The organism is Dickeya parazeae Ech586, assembly GCF_000025065.1.
GTDB lineage: Bacteria > Pseudomonadota > Gammaproteobacteria > Enterobacterales > Enterobacteriaceae > Dickeya > Dickeya zeae.
In genome coordinates this window covers 4,551,509-4,568,255 of sequence record NC_013592.1, presented here as the reverse complement: position 1 = coordinate 4,568,255, position 16,747 = coordinate 4,551,509, and the positions used below count along the sequence as shown (strand labels likewise).

Annotated in this window: 17 protein-coding genes; 14 read left to right on the top strand and 3 right to left on the bottom strand. The window is 52.8% G+C overall.

All coding sequences use genetic code 11. The features are described from left to right. Positions 1-8: 8 nt before the first annotated feature. Positions 9-707, bottom strand: coding sequence for an envelope stress response regulator transcription factor CpxR (gene cpxR, locus DD586_RS19950; protein WP_012886595.1), 699 nt, complete (start codon positions 705-707; stop codon positions 9-11). 199 nt (positions 708-906) lie between these two features. Here cpxR and cpxP point away from each other — a divergent pair, with 199 nt between their 5' ends. Continuing rightward, entirely contained in the window at positions 907-1,470 is a 564-nt protein-coding gene (gene cpxP / locus DD586_RS19945; protein ID WP_012886594.1) for a cell-envelope stress modulator CpxP, read from the top strand. 233 nt (positions 1,471-1,703) lie between these two features. On the opposite strand, the gene DD586_RS19940 is transcribed toward cpxP, so the two are convergent. Then, the gene (locus DD586_RS19940; RefSeq protein ID WP_012886593.1) at positions 1,704-2,192 is read right to left on the bottom strand and encodes a hypothetical protein; all 489 of its coding nucleotides are present in this window, start codon (positions 2,190-2,192) and stop codon (positions 1,704-1,706) included. 356 nt (positions 2,193-2,548) lie between these two features. Here DD586_RS19940 and DD586_RS19935 point away from each other — a divergent pair, with 356 nt between their 5' ends. The 7 genes from DD586_RS19935 to DD586_RS19905 all read left to right on the top strand — a co-directional run bounded on the left by DD586_RS19935 (position 2,549) and on the right by DD586_RS19905 (position 10,966). Further along, positions 2,549-4,033: a phage tail-collar fiber domain-containing protein gene (locus tag DD586_RS19935; RefSeq protein ID WP_012886591.1), complete on the top strand. Its 1,485-nt coding sequence runs from the start codon at positions 2,549-2,551 to the stop codon at positions 4,031-4,033. 386 nt (positions 4,034-4,419) lie between these two features. Beyond that, entirely contained in the window at positions 4,420-5,604 is a 1,185-nt protein-coding gene (locus tag DD586_RS19930; protein WP_012886590.1) for a phage tail-collar fiber domain-containing protein, read from the top strand. Between the two features lie 306 nt (positions 5,605-5,910). Further along, on the top strand, positions 5,911-7,065 hold the full coding sequence (locus tag DD586_RS19925) for a phage tail protein (protein ID WP_012886589.1): 1,155 nt from the start codon (positions 5,911-5,913) through the stop codon (positions 7,063-7,065). A gap of 251 nt (positions 7,066-7,316) precedes the next feature. Continuing rightward, complete coding sequence (locus DD586_RS19920) at positions 7,317-8,312, top strand: phage tail-collar fiber domain-containing protein (RefSeq protein WP_012886588.1); 996 nt, start codon at positions 7,317-7,319, stop codon at positions 8,310-8,312. After that, complete coding sequence (locus DD586_RS19915; RefSeq protein ID WP_012886587.1) at positions 8,312-8,932, top strand: tail fiber assembly protein; 621 nt, start codon at positions 8,312-8,314, stop codon at positions 8,930-8,932. The genes DD586_RS19920 and DD586_RS19915 overlap by 1 nt, the downstream gene beginning before the upstream one ends. A 283-nt stretch (positions 8,933-9,215) precedes the next feature. Further along, positions 9,216-10,574 carry a phage tail protein gene (locus DD586_RS19910; protein WP_012886586.1) on the top strand — a complete coding sequence of 453 codons (1,359 nt, stop codon included), beginning with the start codon at positions 9,216-9,218 and terminating at the stop codon, positions 10,572-10,574. Beyond that, positions 10,571-10,966 (top strand): tail fiber assembly protein, encoded by a 396-nt coding sequence (locus tag DD586_RS19905; protein WP_012886585.1) that lies wholly within the window; start codon positions 10,571-10,573, stop codon positions 10,964-10,966. Before DD586_RS19910 ends, DD586_RS19905 begins: the two co-directional genes overlap by 4 nt. Here DD586_RS19905 and DD586_RS19900 read toward each other — a convergent pair. Then, a complete protein-coding gene (locus tag DD586_RS19900) occupies positions 10,938-11,417 on the bottom strand; it encodes an NUDIX hydrolase (protein WP_012886584.1) in 480 nt (159 codons plus the stop codon). The genes DD586_RS19905 and DD586_RS19900 overlap by 29 nt on opposite strands. 202 nt (positions 11,418-11,619) lie before the next feature. Here DD586_RS19900 and DD586_RS19895 point away from each other — a divergent pair, with 202 nt between their 5' ends. The 6 genes from DD586_RS19895 (at position 11,620) to aguA (ending at position 16,638) form a co-directional block, all read left to right on the top strand. Further along, complete coding sequence (locus tag DD586_RS19895; protein WP_012886583.1) at positions 11,620-12,090, top strand: 2TM domain-containing protein; 471 nt, start codon at positions 11,620-11,622, stop codon at positions 12,088-12,090. A gap of 195 nt (positions 12,091-12,285) precedes the next feature. Then, positions 12,286-13,188 carry a CDF family cation-efflux transporter FieF gene (fieF, locus tag DD586_RS19890; protein ID WP_012886582.1) on the top strand — a complete coding sequence of 301 codons (903 nt, stop codon included), beginning with the start codon at positions 12,286-12,288 and terminating at the stop codon, positions 13,186-13,188. A gap of 198 nt (positions 13,189-13,386) precedes the next feature. Next, positions 13,387-14,349 carry a 6-phosphofructokinase gene (pfkA, locus tag DD586_RS19880; RefSeq protein WP_012886581.1) on the top strand — a complete coding sequence of 321 codons (963 nt, stop codon included), beginning with the start codon at positions 13,387-13,389 and terminating at the stop codon, positions 14,347-14,349. A 1-nt stretch (position 14,350) separates the two neighbouring features. Then, positions 14,351-14,521 carry a hypothetical protein gene (locus tag DD586_RS22080; protein WP_157668911.1) on the top strand — a complete coding sequence of 57 codons (171 nt, stop codon included), beginning with the start codon at positions 14,351-14,353 and terminating at the stop codon, positions 14,519-14,521. Between the two features lie 131 nt (positions 14,522-14,652). Further along, positions 14,653-15,537: an N-carbamoylputrescine amidase gene (gene aguB, locus DD586_RS19875; protein ID WP_012886580.1), complete on the top strand. Its 885-nt coding sequence runs from the start codon at positions 14,653-14,655 to the stop codon at positions 15,535-15,537. A 3-nt stretch (positions 15,538-15,540) separates the two neighbouring features. Further along, positions 15,541-16,638 (top strand): agmatine deiminase, encoded by a 1,098-nt coding sequence (gene aguA, locus DD586_RS19870; RefSeq protein ID WP_012886579.1) that lies wholly within the window; start codon positions 15,541-15,543, stop codon positions 16,636-16,638. Positions 16,639-16,747 lie beyond the last annotated feature (109 nt).

The window sequence follows — 16,747 nt, the reverse complement described above, 5'->3', positions numbered from 1 at the left end:
GGCCTGAATCATGCGGTAGACACCATCAGATAACCTCTGCCGCGCAGGGTTTTAAACCAGGGCAGCCCATCTTTTCGCTCAGGCAGCTTACGCCGCAGGTTGGAGATATGCATGTCGATGGCGCGATCGAACGGCGTCAGGCGCTTACCCAGTACTTCCTGGCTGAGATGCTCACGCGAGACGACCTGTCCCAGACGTTGTGCCAGCAGGTAGAGCAGGGTGAATTCCGTACCGGTCAGGTCCAACACTTCGTTATCGAAGCTGGCTTCCTGACGACCGGGGTTAAGCCGCAGCGCGTCCACTTCGATCGTGGGGGCGCTGGCTTCGCCGGCCTGTTGTTGATCGGTCCAGTTCGAACGACGCAGGATAGCGCGGATACGGGCGACCAGCTCCCGATCGTTAAACGGTTTCGGCAGGTAATCGTCTGCGCCCAATTCCAGGCCGAGAACGCGGTCCAATTCGCTGCCGCGGGCGGTAAGCATGATTACCGGCGTCTGGTAGCGTTGGCGCACTTCTTTGAGTGTATCGATGCCGTTTTTCTTCGGCATCATGACATCCAGTAATAACAGGTCAACCGAGTCATCCAGCACGCTTAATGCCTGTTCGCCATCATGGGCGACAACGACGGTAAAGCCTTCCATTTCGAGCAATTCCCGCAACAGGGATGTCAGTTCGCGATCGTCATCAACCAACAGGATTTTATTCATGATTTACCTACCTCCACGGGCAAAATACGCCATAGATCGCCGCTATTCCATGACTTTACTTAGTTTTACATCGTCTGACGCATGTTTGCAGCAAGGCATTTAGACTAAGCCCATCGATTAGCCAAACAGTACACGGCACACTTTACGCAAACATAAGCTGTACGTGAACACATGTCGGTGAACACAGAGGAGTCATGAGATGCGGGGCACCATCATCACGTTATCTTTTACTTCACTGCTGATGCTGGTCACCGGCACGGTGATGGCGATCGAGCATCATTCTTCTGTCGACAGTGATGCCTCTGCCGAAAGCAATACCCCACAAGTGGGGAACTGTTATCGGGATGACTCTGCCACGAAACGTGAAGAGAGTCAGCAAGGTATGTTCGACGGTGTGAGGCTGACGGAACATCAGCGTCAGCAAATGCGTGACCTGATGCGGCAAGTACGCCACGAACAGCCGACTTATGAGGCGAACGATGTGGAAATCATGCATCGGTTGGTCACGGCAGAAAAATTTGATGCCCCGGCGGTGCAGGCGCAGGTCGCCAAAATGGTACAGGCGCAGATTGCGCGTCAGGTAGAAATCGCCCGGGTGAGTAATCAGATGTACAACATGCTGACGCCGGAGCAAAAAGCAGTGTTGAACCAGAAACATGAGCAGGCGATGCAAGCCGTTCGCCAGCAGATGCCCGCTTCCGACTCGAGCAGCCAGAATTTGCAACTGTCCCGTCAGGGGCAGGATGAGAGCCCAGAGCAGTGATAGTTTTGAGTAATGAATGATAGTACTGAGTAATGCGTGTTTTTCCGAGTAGTGAGAGTAGTGCCGAGAGTAGTGTGTGTTAAAGAAGTAACCTGTTTTCCTTGCCATAGACACCATCCCTGTCTTTTTCCCCGCCTTGATGGCGGGGTTTTTTTTGGCGCACATAACCAATAACGCTTCTGCCTTTAACTAACACAGGCTGATACATCGATTACCAATAGCGCAGCTGGGGCCTAATTGTGACGCCATTTCTGGGTGATGGGATTACTGATGTTGTTTTCTGCCAGGGTAAAGGTGCCATTCTGTTGTGCAATAGCTTCTCCGGTGTCGACAATCGCATTTTGTATAAAGTATTTTTCCTTATCCCCATTAATAAAGGTTAACTGGTGAAAGGCGGTCTTTTTCCCCCAATCTTCGGAAGGCAATGAGATATATCTGATGGTGTATGTTTGATCTTGAAAATTTCCCTGCATGACGTAGACGCCATAATGCTCTTCACCCTGAGAAATTATTTTATAAATACCATTGTCATAATAAAATATTTCCGCATCGGGAAAGGGTTTCTTTTCATAGAGTTTGCGGTAATGCAGCGTTTGCTTGTAAGTCGGCGCACCAAAGCCAACTTCGAGTTTTTGTTCATTATTATCGGTGGTTAACGAGCTTGCCTGGCTGGAACTGACGGCCATCAGTCCCAGTAAAAGAAATGAAAAATTCATCTTCATGACCTATCTCCTTAATGTTGTTTCATCAATTATCCGAAAAATAATAATGCATGCTGATTAACGCTATAACCAGCCTGTCGATTCTCTGGGTGAATGATATTTCTGTCATGTCAATGATGTTACTAATCATCATCCAGCTTCCCGTTGTTTATCGCATTAATAATCGGAATAGGGACTGTTGTGCTGTCGCTGTTCCAACCTTCATCAGGCGTGTTTTTGTTGGCCTGTCAGCATAATGCACAGTACTGCCACAACGGGCTTAAATCGCTTGAAAAAGCGCATGTCGACAGGTGTGGCGGTATTTGCTCCATGCCTGAGCATGGGTCCCTTTATCGCTAATTCTGATGAGACATGTTATGAGCACGAAATATACGGCTCTGCTTACCCAGGTGGGGGCGACCAGGCTGGCTAATGCGATCGCGCAGGGAAAACAACTGGAAATTACCCGGATGGGTGTGGGGGATGGCGGCGGCGTATTGCCAACACCGAATTCTGCCCAGACGGCGCTTATTAATGAAAAACGGCGCGCTGCGATTAATTCGCTGAGTATCGACCCTGCCAACGCGAACCAGATTATCGCCGAGCAGGTAATTCCGGAAAATGAAGGCGGATTCTGGCTACGAGAAATCGGTTTGTATGATGCTGACGATAATCTGATCGCCGTAGCCAACTGCCCGGAAACCTATAAACCGCAGCTGCAGGAAGGTTCCGGCCGTGTACAGACAGTGCGTATGATTTTGGCTGTCAGCCAGGCCGATGCAGTGTCATTGAAAATTGACCCGGCAGTAGTATTGGCGAGTCGGCAATATGTCGATGACAAGGCCGTATCTTCGCTTGCGTATACCGATACGAAAGTCACGGAGGTTAAGTCATATACCGACAATGGATTAGCTGCACATATTGCCGCTGTGAATCCACACAAGCAGTATGCGCCGATTGAGAGCCCGGTATTTACCGGTAATCCCACTGCGCCGACACCGCCTTTATTTGATACGGATAGCAGTATTGCGACTACGGCGTTTGTGCAAAGGTCGCTGGGTAATTTACAGGGTGTATACCAGATAAAAGAGTCGACCACACTGACCCGTGATGCGTTTGGGCGCTTTATTGAAGTCATGTCACCCGGTATTACACTTACCTTACCTGATGCAACCCTATGTCAAGGCGGGGTAATTGAGTTGCGCAATGCCAGTGCTGGTGTGCTCTCGGTCTCTGGCGCGGGGAAAAGTATTGTGGGTTCCGTAACCCCTGTGGGGCCGGACAGTATTGTATTGCAGAGCGGAACTTACGTACGCTTACTGACGACGGGGGGAGATTGGCGTGTCTCAGGTGCCAACCTATCACTTGATGAAATTGCAGGTATTCCATTGCCCTGGCCGCAGGCTACGGTACCCGTCGGTTGGCTTAAATGTAACGGTCAGGCTTTCGATAAAAACCTATATCCCAAGTTGGCACAGGTATATCCATCAGGCTTGTTGCCCGATTTGCGTGGCGAGTTTATTCGTGGCTGGGATGATGGGCGCGGGGTGGATAATGGACGAAGTATCGGGAGTAAACAAAATGCCACCGGTTTGCGAACTGGGATGTTGGATTATAACGGTAGCGATATAGGTAGTGCTGGTGTTTATATCGGTATGGCGTATGCAGACTCTGATAGTTCCACTAATACCATTAACTTTTCGAATCAGGGATATCCGGACGGAACGCTGATGGCCGGTAGTGCAGGAAAAGATAACGGGGTTTCAGGTACCGCAAGCAATACCATTTTTGCTAACGGAGTGAACTGGATAACTGTACGCCCCCGCAACATTGCTTTTAGCTATATTGTGAGAGCCGCGTAATAAGTAAGGCGTGTTCTGCTGTACGACATGCTAATTGAGAAAGAATAGGCTAAATAATTCTGATAAATTGATGCGAAATTATTGCAAAGCTTGTTTTTAATAAAAAATATTAGTTATTCAATACTGATTATTTCACTCAATCTGCGCTGACTGAGTACTTTATTTTCGCCCTATTTAAACCCGCCTTAATGGTGGGTTTATTTTTATCTGCGTTGTTGTGCTATAGCAGATACAACGCCCATCAGACGATTTACTCCCTGCCCCTTTGCATAATGTTGTTAGAGGCAACAACAACATGGAATGGCTTGCAAAAGCAGGCGGCGGTTTTTGCTGTGCATCATGGCGATGCAACGCGACTGTTTAAGACAACCCGGAAGGAAAATGGTATGGCGGCGAAATATATAGCATTGCTCACTCAGGTGGGGGCGGCGAAACTGGCGAATGCCACGGCATTAGGAAAAATGCTGAATATTACCCATATGGGGGTGGGGGATGGCGGCGGTAACCCGACAACGCCTGATTTGACGCAGACGGCATTAATTAATGAAAAGCGCCGGGCGGAATTGAATGGTCTGAGGGTGGATCCTAATAATCCAAACCAGATTATTGCCGAGCAGATAATTCCAGAGAATGAAGGTGGGTTCTGGCTGCGTGAAATCGGGTTATACGATGCGGATGGGGATTTGATCGCGGTCGCCAACTGCCCGGACACCTATAAACCACAAATGCAGGAAGGCTCTGGTCGTGTACAGACGGTGCGTATGATCCTAGCTATCAGCCAGACTGAGGCCGTGTCATTGAAGATTGACCCAGCGGTGGTGTTGGCAAGTCGGCAGTATGTACAGAACATGCTTACGGATAACGCATTTGCGCTGGATTTTACGGACAGAGTGACGGGGTTCGATGTGCCGTGGGATGCTAAAAGCGGACTCTACAAGGCAGATTTTGGGACATCTGCAGAAATGGTTGTGCACTTCCACGGAGCGACATCCAGTTGTTCTGCACTCCAGTTTGCGGCCCATTATGGTAACAGGGGCTTGAGCTATCGTACGTCCCGCGACAATAAAGGCTTTGAGCATGATTGGGAACAGTTTTATACCACTGGATTCAGGCCGTCACCTGCGGATATTGGGGCTATTTCTGTATCTGAGCTAACCGGCATTCCACTGCCCTGGCCGCAGGCTAGCGTGCCTTCGGGCTGGCTCAAATGCAACGGTCAGGCGTTTGATAAAAACTTGTATCCTCGGCTGGCACAGGTCTACCCATCAGGAGTATTGCCGGATTTGCGTGGTGAGTTTATTCGCGGCTGGGATGATGGGAGAGGAGTGGATGAAGGACGAGTTCTGGGGTCTTTACAGGCAGGTACTTATATTACAGGTGATAATGGTAATACACCCGCAGTGCAGGGTATTGGGAATTTGCAAGAATGTAATGCGGATAAACCAGATTCGATAGCAAGGTCAATATATTGGATGGCTACATCTAACACTCAGGAATCGATTGGTTCTCCTTATTGGGGGGTGACTCGTCCACGAAATATCGCCTTTAACTACATCGTGAGAGCAGCATAAACGAGAGATATGTTGTTGGTGAAGTAAATATCTTCTGGCAATAACAACGCATTGATTATTCTATTTGACCTGTACTGACTGAATATATCTCTCTTCTCCTACCCGCCTTTATGGCGGGTTTGTTTTTATCTGCGTTGTTGTGCCATAGCAGATACAACGCCTATCAGACGATTTACCCCCTATCTCTTTGCATAATGTTGTCAGAGGCAACAACAACATGAAATGGCTTGCAAAAAAGATGGCGATTTCCGCTGTGATGATTGCGATATCAGATAACGGTTTAAGACGATGCAAAAGGAAAATGGTATGGCAGTGAAATACATGACATTACTCACCCAGGTGGGGGCAGCGAAACTGGCGAATGCCACGGCATTAGGAAAAATGCTGAATATTACCCATATGGGGGTGGGGGATGGTGGCGGTAACCCGACAACACCTTACCCGACGCAGACGGCATTAATTAATGAAAAGCGCCGGGCGGTATTGAATGCACTGAGAGTGGATCCTAATAATCCAAACCAGATTATTGCCGAACAGGTGATCCCAGAAAATGAAGGGGGGTTTTGGCTGCGTGAAATCGGGTTATACGATGCGGATGGGGATTTGATCGCGGTTGCCAACTGCCCAGACACCTATAAACCACTGTTGCAGGAAGGCTCTGGTCGCGTGCAAACCGTGCGTATGATTTTGGTAGTCAGCAACGCCAGTGCCGTCACCCTGAAAGTGGACCCGTCGGTGGTGCTGGCCACCCGTCAGTCGGTTGATGACAAAGCCATTGAGGTGAAAGCCTACGCCGATGGGCTGATGACCAACCATGTGAGTGAGGCGAATCCACACAAGCAGTATGCACCAATTGAAAGCCCGGCATTGACGGGGATTCCCTCCGCGCCGACTGCAGTGGCAGGAACGACCACAACACAACTGGCAACGACGGCATTTGTGGCAGGTGCAGTGAATGCGCTGTCAGATAAAACCGATAACAACATCAAACTAAAACTGGATATTAATGACATCGTGGGTATTCCACTGCCGTGGCCGCAGGCTAACGTGCCTTCGGGCTGGCTCAAATGCAACGGTCAGGCGTTTGATAAAAACCGGTATCCACGGTTGGCACAGGTCTACCCATCGGGAGTATTGCCGGATTTGCGCGGCGAATTTATTCGTGGTTGGGATGATGGGCGCGGAGTGGATAATGGCCGCGCTATTTTATCAGGCCAGACAGGGTCAATAGTCACAGGCGATATTGGTAATAATATTAATATGGCAACAGTTAATTTTGATTCTCATTCTGAAAATAGAGGGAAATTAGGGTGGGACATTGTAGGGTTGGATGCAAACAATTATCCAGATCTTAGGGTTAATATCGTTAGCGGTGCCTTGGCCGCAACAAATCCGTATCCATATTGTGGTGTTTCTCGCCCTCGAAATATCGCCTTTAGTTACATATTGAGAGCAGCGTAACGCTCGATAATATTGGGTTTTTGGTGTTTTATTTATTTAATGCATTTTGCATTGGTCTTTTAATTTATGGATGTATAGCGGTTAATTTATCACCGCTGTTGTGCCATAGCAGAAAAAACACCATCAACAGGTAATTATTTTAGTGTCTTCGCATAATGGTTGTGAGAACACAGAGCGAACATTCGACTCTGGTATTACGGCAATATTTTTGCCGCTGACTCTATTTTAAATTTATTTAGACGAGATAAACGATGGGAACCAAATATTTTACGATTCTCACCCGTATCGGTGAGGCGAAATTAGCGCAGGCAATCTCAACCGGAAAACCGCTGGAAATTACCCAAATGGGGGTGGGGGATGGCGGTGGCGTATTACAGGCACCGGACCCGATGCAGACCACGCTGGTGAATGAAAAACGCCGGGCGGCGATCAATTCCCTGAGTGTGGACCCGGATAACCCCGGTCAGGTTATTGCCGAGCAGGTAATCCCCGAAAATGAAGGGGGGTTCTGGCTGCGTGAAATAGGGCTTTATGATGCGGCTGGTAATCTGATTGCGGTAGCGAACTGCCCGGAAACGTATAAACCGGAACTGAAGGAAGGGTCGGGCCGAATTCAGACCGTGCGCATGATTCTGATCGTCAGCCGTACTGATGCTATCACCCTAAAATTTGACCCGACGGTGGCGGTGGCGACACGGCGTTATGCCGATACGCTGCTGGTCGGGCATCTTGCTGAGCCTAACCCGCATTCGCAGTACCTGCTGATCAGTGAGTTTGTGGGGATCCCACAGCCCTGGCCGCAGGCGACCGCCCCGGCAGGCTGGCTGAAATGTAATGGTCAGTCGTTTGATAAAAACGTTTATCCCCGGTTAGCGCAGGTCTACCCGTCGGGAGTCTTGCCGGATTTGCGCGGCGAATTTATTCGTGGCTGGGATGATGGACGAGGGGTGGATGCAGGTCGCTATATTATGTCGGGCCAGTCTGACGCAATTAGGAACCTTAAAGGTAAGTTCTCGATCCTCGCTAACGGCGCAACCGCCCCCATAAAGCTGATGACTCCAAACTTCACTGAGGGCGTCTTTTTTGTTGATGGCGATCGCGGTGTTACTAACCAGGACGGATATGTTATCAACTCGAATGCTAACTATGCAGGAAATTTTGCTTTTGATGCTTCTCGTGTCGTCCCTACAGCAAATGAAAACCGTCCTCGCAACATCGCCTTTAACTACATCGTGAGGGCGGCGTAATGACGATATCGACGCAGGACGTGTGCGCCGTGCTGGCGGCAGAGGGTCTGGCCACTCAGGCAGGCTGGTTGCGGGTGTACCACGTGGATGTGTTAACCCGTGAGTACGATGGTTACAGCGATGAATACCTGATGGTCGGTACCGGGATTCCTGCCCATAGCTACGCTGATGAACCGCCGCAGCCAGCGGTGGAAGGGCAGGCGCTACGGCGCTCGGCTGACGGCCTGCAGTGGGAATGGGTGCCTGATTTACGTGGGCAGACCGCTTATGACACGCAGACCCGTCAGCCACTGGTGGTGAGTGAGCTGGGTGCGTTGCCCGCAAACCTCACCCTGCTGCCGCCTGCCAGCGCCTTTGACCGTTGGGAGGGGGCGCAATGGGTAACGGATACGGCAGCCTATCAGGCAAGCCTGGCGCAATCGGCCCGACAGGAGTATGACGCCCGTCGCCAGATAGCACATGACCGCATTCGCGAGCTGACCTATGCGCGGGAACTGGACATCGCCACCGAGCAGGAAACCGAGGCGCTTAAAAGCTGGAAAATCTATCTGGTGCAGTTAAGTCGTGTCGATTTGAGTCATACACCGGACATCTACTGGCCGACCCCACCATCACACTGATGAGACGCTACACCCGTGCGGAATAACGCGGCGTTGCTATTCCGAACGGGTTGTTTTTGCTATCCCATTCTAATCGTTATCCCTCCTGGGTCTTATCGTTCGTTCCTGTTACTGATGATGATGTTGTGCCATCGCTGCCACATCCGTATGAACGGGTGATTTAACGGACTATCAGCATAATGGTTGTCAGACGGCAGACAGGACAGTGCACGCTTGCCGTGTGCTGATTCTCCCCGACAACTGCCTGACCTTTTCCTTTACATTCATGCTGATGAGAGAAACGATGGGAACGAAATACTTTACCTTGCTCACCCAGGTGGGTGAGAAAAAGCTGGCGGCGGCGATAGCCGCAGGAAAAGCGCTGGAGCTGGCCCAAATGGGCGTGGGGGATGGCAACGGCGTACTCCCCACCCCCGATCCGCTGCAAACCAAATTGGTGAATGAAAAGCGACGTGGGGTGATCAACTCGCTAACGGTTGACCCGGACAACACCAATCAGATGATTGCCGAGCAAGTGATCCCGGAAAATGAAGGGGGATTCTGGCTGCGTGAAATCGGGTTGTACGATGTTGATGGTGACTTGATTGCGCTCGGTAACTGCCCGGAAACCTATAAACCGGAACTGAAGGAAGGATCGGGCCGGGTGCAGACGGTGCGCATGATCCTGATTGTCAGCCGTACCGATGCGATAACGCTGAAATTTGACCCGACGGTAGCACTGGCAACACGACGCTATGCCGATACCTTGCTGGCCGACCATGTGGCTGCCATCAACCCGCATAGGCAGTATGCCCCGATTGAAAGCCCGGTATTTACTGGTACTCCTGCGGCACCGACCGCCATAGCAGGAACGAGTACGACACAACTGGCAACCACGGCGTTTGTTGCTGCCGGGCTATCAGGGAAAATGGATAAAAATCAGAACGGTGCTGATATTCAGGACCCGACTCAATTTGTCAAAAACCTGGGCTTAGAAAATCGTTTTGCAGGCCGCATCCTGCGCATAAAAAAAATCACCTCAAGCCAGAATTATCAATGGCCTGATGACGTGTCTGCTATTGATGTCACCATCTGTGGTGCGGGTGGCGGTGGCGGTGCGGCGGCGGCGTCCCCACAGAATTATCACTCGGCAGGTTCCGGCGGTGGTGCGGGCGGCTGGGCACGATCTTTTTACCGTAAAGGTGATATTCCGGCGTTGATCTATCTGGAGGTCGGTGCCGGCGGTATAGGCGGTGTAGACGCGAGAAATGAGCCGGGGTCTGGCGGCGCGACAAAATTTGGAACGTTAATGACGGCGATCGGTGGAGCGAGGGGGGCTAACGGTATCGCAGCCGCAATCGGTATGTCACTTCTGATGGGTAACGGCGGTGGTGGAACTGGGTTTGGTGGGAATCTTGTCGCGGGTTTTGGCGGCTCAGGTACACCTGCGATTTTTTTCAGTAGCGGTCATGAATCCGGTGCGGGCGGCGATTCTGTTTTTTCATTCGGTGCCCCACCGCTAACGTCGGGTACTTCAGTTATAGGCATCGATGGCGTAGATGGCGCCGGCGGCAGTGGTGGATATGAGGTTCCCGGCGGGGCTGGCACGAAAGGCGGTAATGGTGGTAATGGCGTTATCATGATTGTGGAGTATTCAGCATGAGTAAAATATACGCGGTAATCGAAAACGGCGTGGTGATTAATACTGTGGTCTGGGATAGCGATGTTGGGGCTGACTGGAAGCCGCAGAATGGCGCACTAATCGATATTTCATCAGAACGTGTCGGTGTCGGTTATTTGTATTCTGACGGTGTATTTACGCCACCTGAAAAAAGCCGGGATGAATATATTGCGGACGCTACGCTACGAAAAACGCAGCTATTGTCAGAAGCACAAAAAATGATAGCAAACTGGCAGACCGATCTTCTGCTGGGCGCGATTTCTGATGATGATAAAAGCCGTTTAGTGCGCTGGCGCGAGTACATGAAACAGGTCGATGCCATTGATGCGCAGAGCGCACCCGATATCACCTGGCCTGTTCCTCCTGCGGCGTAACCAGACAGGCTCTGCCCGGCCACAGCATTTCGACTAGCTGTTCCGGGTAGACCTTATCCTGTGTGGCGAGGAGTTCATCGCGGCTCCACCAGTGATGGTCTCGCATCACTTCCTGTTCATGCGCTGTCCAGTTGCCAGTGTGGAGAGTACTGTCGGTGATAGGGATGACAAAAAACCGTTCGTCGGCAATCACGGTGTCTCCGTCAGGCATCACCATGGTAAAGGTACGCGTAGCGATACAAGGACCAGGATCCTGACGACGGATACCGGTCTCCTCCCACAGCTCTCGTACCGCCGCCTGCTCAAACGTTTCTCCGTTTTCTACCGCCCCGCCAGGTGTTGCCCAATAACGCTGTCCGGCAAGGGCATCCTGAGTATGATGGAATAGGAATAGCAACACTCGTTGTTCAGGGTTGAGAATCAGCAGGCGTGAAGCTGGTCGCCGTTTCATACGATTTCCCGATGTCTATCTGGTTGTCACTATTCTCCTCATCACCAGAAATAATGTCCATGTCTGCCGCGAAAAAGCGAGCCATGGCGCGGCGTGCGTGGCGTGTCAGGTGGCTGTCGGGTTGGTGTCAGGTTACTGTCGTGGTGTTTTTTACGGCGCTAACGCAGGCTTGCATCGGGTTTTCATTCAACAGGAGTACATCATGAACACGATCAAATCACAGCGCCTTGCCCGTGCCTGGTCTCAGGAACAACTGGCCGAACTGTCGGCGTTGAGCGTCAGAACCATTCAGCGGATTGAAAACGGAGAGCGGGCCAGTCTGGAAACGCTCAGCGCGATTGCGGCGGCGTTTGGCGTCAATGTGACGACGTTGATGCCCGAAGACAGCGAGCAGGCGGCGAGTGGCGACTCGCTGGCGTTACGCATTTCGCAGGCCAGAACACAGGTTGAGCAGGAAAGCCGTTTCTGGCGCAGTCTGTTGCTGTTTGTGCCGGTGAATATTGTGCTGGTGGTCATCAATCTGTGGGTCAACCCGCAAACGCATTGGTTTATCTGGCCGCTGCTGGCGTGGGGTGGCGCGCTGCTGGTTCGGGCGGCACGGATTTTCTGGCTGCGGGATCGCTGGTCGCGCTGGGAGCAGGAACGGTTGCAGAAAATGTTGCGCAAGCCCTGAGCCGGAGAACGTCTGGCGGCCCGGAGAACCACCGCAGGCAGGCTATCTGTGCGTCGCCATGACGCGCTGTATTGATGTCAGTGGGGTGGCATTCCCCGGAAAAGCGCGGGTTACCCCAAATACTGACATAAAGTGTCACGGTTTTTCCCTGCTGGAATTCGGTATACTGGCTCCCTCGCTTGAATGGAATAGTGTATGAATTCTCATTACGCACGTCTGGTGACGACCGCTGCTTTTCTGGCTACCGGTATGGCGTTATCGCTGTTTGGCATGAAGGTGTACGCCTGGTGGTACACCGGTTCGGTCAGCTTGCTGGCATCACTGGTGGACTCGCTGGTGGATATCGCGGCGTCGCTGGTCAACCTGCTGGTCGTTCGTTATTCTCTGCAACCCGCTGATATGGAACATACGTTCGGGCATGGCAAAGCCGAGTCATTGGCTGCGCTGGCGCAGAGTATGTTCATTGCCGGTTCGGCGCTGTTTCTGCTGTTGACCGGGGCTCAGCATCTGATAAACCCACAGCCGCTGCAAGGGGCTGAACTGGGCATGTGGGTGACCGTGATCGCGCTGGTGGCGACGGGCTTTCTGGTGAGCTTCCAGCGTTGGGTTATCCGCAGAACACATAGTCAGGCGGTGCGGGCAGACATGCTGCATTACCAGTCTGATGTCCTGATGAATGGTGCCATTTTGCTGTCGTTGGTACTAAGCTGGAAAGGTATCAACTGGGCGGATGCGGTCTTCGCGCTGGGGATAGGTATTTATATACTGGGCAGCGCGCTGCGCATGGCCTACGAAGCGATTCAGGTGTTGCTGGACAGAGCCCTGCCCGATGACGAGCGACAGGAAATCGTCAATATCGTGTCTTCATGGCCGGGAGTAAGTGGTGCGCATCAGTTGCGCACCCGCCGCTCAGGTCCGACCCGTTTTATCCAGTTGCATCTTGAAATGGCGGATAACCTGCCGTTGGTGGAGTCACACCAGATTGCGGACGAACTAGAGCAGGCATTGCTCAAACGCTTCCCCGGTTCAGACGTTATCATTCATCAGGATCCTGTCTCGGTGGTGCCGCAGGAGCAGCGTGGGCGCTGGGAACTGTAGCGGGTCGGGTTTTATCCGGGCCATGATGTGTTGTAAAAATGTGATCTGCGATAGATTTTTCGTGGACGAAGAGACTGACCTGAATCAATTCAGCTGGGTGTATTTGTTATACTATGTCGATAAAACGGTTAGGCTTTGTCCTGTGAGCCTTGAGATAGAAGAATCTGCGAATTTACATCTACAAATCCAGAGGTTGTCATGATTAAAAGAATCGGAGTACTGACGAGCGGTGGCGATGCGCCGGGGATGAATGCGGCCATTCGTGGTGTGGTGCGTGCCGCGTTAGCGGAAAACCTGGAAGTATACGGTATTTATGACGGCTATCTGGGCTTGTATGAAGATCGCATGGCGCAGTTGGACCGCTATAGCGTGTCTGACGTGATCAACCGCGGCGGCACGTTCCTGGGTTCAGCCCGTTTCCCGGCGTTCCGTGAGGAAGCGGTGCGTCAGGTGTGCGTGGAAAACATGAGAAAGCATGATCTGGACGCACTGGTGGTGATCGGGGGTGACGGTTCCTACATGGGGGCTAAACGCTTGACCGAGATGGGTTTCCCCTGCATCGGCTTGCCGGGCACCATCGACAATGACGTGGCAGGCACCGATTACACCATCGGTTATTTCACCGCGCTGGAAACCGTGGTGGAAGCGATTGACCGCCTGCGCGATACCTCGTCTTCCCACCAGCGTATTTCCATCGTGGAAGTGATGGGGCGTCACTGTGGCGACCTGACGCTGGCCGCAGCGATCGCCGGTGGCTGTGAATTCATCGTGCTGCCGGAAGTCGACTTCAAAAAAGAAGACCTGGTGGAAGAGATTAAAGCCGGTATCGCCAAAGGGAAGAAACACGCCATCGTCGCCATTACCGAACTGGTGTGTGATGTGGATGAACTGGCACACTATATTGAAACGGAAACCGGGCGCGAAACCCGCGCCACGGTGTTGGGCCACATCCAGCGTGGTGGTTCACCGGTGGCGTATGACCGCATCCTGGCTTCCCGCATGGGCGCGTACTCCATTGAGCTGTTGCAGCAAGGCTATGGCGGCCGTTGCGTCGGGATCCAGAATGAAAAACTGGTCCATCATGATATTATCGACGCTATCGAGAACATGAAGCGCCCGTTCAAAGGCGACTGGCTGAATACCGCCAAGAAGCTGTTCTGATGTGTACCCGGCGTGCCGGGTTGAGCAAGCAAATCCCGCCCTTTTGGGCGGGATTTCTTATTGGGAAACGGAAAACGGCGACGGCCCGATGACCGAGGTGGATGAACAAGGCGTATGCCAGCAACGGGTAACCGGGAAACGCCATCCTCACCGTGATGATTCGCTGGCATAATGTCGATGCCCTGCGGCGTTCACCGGGCGTCGGGTGAGTTGTTGATCTACACTTTTTACCCGTCTCATGCTATTCCCACGCGCTGGTGGCGCAGGCATGAGCACCCATACAGAAATTATTGAGGTTTTCGCATGACAAAAGTTACCGTTGCCGCCACGCAGATGGCCTGCACCTGGGATTTGCCAAAAAATATCGAAAACGCCGAAAGGCTGGTGCGTCAGGCTCATGCTCAAGGGGCGCAAATCATTCTGATTCAGGAACTGTTTGCCGCGCCTTATTTCTGCATCGACCAGAGCCCGGAGCATTACGCGCTGGCGCAGGAATTGGAAACCAGCTCGCTTATCAAACACTTTTCCGCGCTGGCGGCTGAGTTGGAAGTGGTGCTGCCGCTGAGTTTCTTCGAGCGCGCCAATAACGCCTACTACAACTCGCTGGTGATGATTGACGCTGACGGTAGCGTACTGGGCGTGTATCGCAAAACCCATATTCCTAACGGCCCGGCCTATCAGGAAAAACAGTTCTTCATTCCGGGCGATACCGGGTTCAAAGTGTGGCAAACCCGCTACGCCAAAGTGGGCGTGGGCATCTGCTGGGATCAGTGGTTCCCGGAAACCGCCCGTTGTCTGGCACTCAAAGGGGCCGAGCTGATTTTCTACCCGACCGCCATCGGTTCTGAACCGGCGTATCCGGATATCGACAGCCAGCCGCACTGGACCCGCGTACAGCAGGGCCACGCCGCCGCCAACCTGATCCCGGTGATCGCGTCTAACCGTATCGGTACCGAAGCCAGTAAATACCTCGACGGTCTGGAAATGACCTTCTATGGCTCGTCGTTCATTGCCGATCAAACCGGTGCGCTGGTCGCACAGGCCAACAAGACCGACGAAACAGTGCTGGTGCATGAGTTCGATTTGGAAGCGATTGCTTCGCAGCGCGCTGCCTGGGGCTTGTTCCGTGACCGCCGCCCGGACATGTACGGTGTTATCGGCACCTCTGACGGCAAGACCTGGAGATAAGTGATGTCTGAGCTGACTACGCCGTTGCAAGACGGCTTCGCCATGCCAGCGGAATGGGCACCGCACGACGCGGTGTGGATGTTGTGGCCGTACCGTCGCGACAACTGGCGCATGCAGGGCGACGAGATTCCCGCCCAGCGTACCTTTGCTGCCGTTGCTGCGGCTATTTCGCAAACCACGCCGGTTGTGATGGGCGTGCCGCGTGACCAGATGGCGCTGGCCAAAAGCGTGATGCCGACAGGCGTGACGCTGGTGGAAATGGAAAGCGATGATGCCTGGGTACGTGACACCGGGCCTACCGTTGTGTTGAACGCGGCCGGTGAACGTCGTGGCGTCGACTGGCAATTCAACGCCTGGGGTGGCGCGCTGGGTGGCCTGTATGAGGACTGGAGCCGTGACGAGAACGTGGCGGCGCAGGTGCTGGCCTATTACGGCGATGCGCGCTATGCCGCCCCGTTGATTCTGGAAGGTGGCTCGATCCACACCGATGGTGAAGGCACGTTGCTGACTACTGCCGAGTGCCTGTTAAACCCGAACCGCAATCCGCATCTGAGCAAAGCGCAGATTGAGCAACACCTGCGGGATTATCTCGGTGTGTCGGCCTTTATCTGGCTGGAGGAGGGCGTCTATAACGACGAAACCGACGGCCATATCGACAACATGTGCTGTTTTATCCGCCCCGGCGAAGTGGCGCTGCACTGGACGGACGATGAAACCGACCCGCAGTATGCCCGCTCTCAGGCTGCGTATCAGGTGTTGTCCCAGACGAAGGATGCCCAGGGCCGGTCGCTAAAAATTTGGAAACTACCGGCACCCGGCCCACTGTACGCGACACCGGAAGAAGCGGCGGGCGTGACCGAAGGCAACGCGATTGAACGTAACGCCGGGTCACGGCTGGCGGGCTCATACGTCAATTTCCTGATCAGCAACAAGCAGGTGATTTATCCGCTGCTGGATGAACGTACTGACGGCGAGGCACATGCGCTGTTGCAACAGATGTTCCCCGACTACCTGATCAGTGGTGTTCCGGCGCGCGAGATCCTGTTGGGCGGCGGCAATATCCACTGTATTACCCAGCAGATCCCGGCGGTACACCGCTAATCCTGCTGCGGCCCCCCATTCCCGGGGGGCTGACTCTTCCGCGTTCTTTCTTAAAATATTCTTAATGCTAATCAATAGCTGCTTATAAAAAATCCAACTAAGCAGCCTG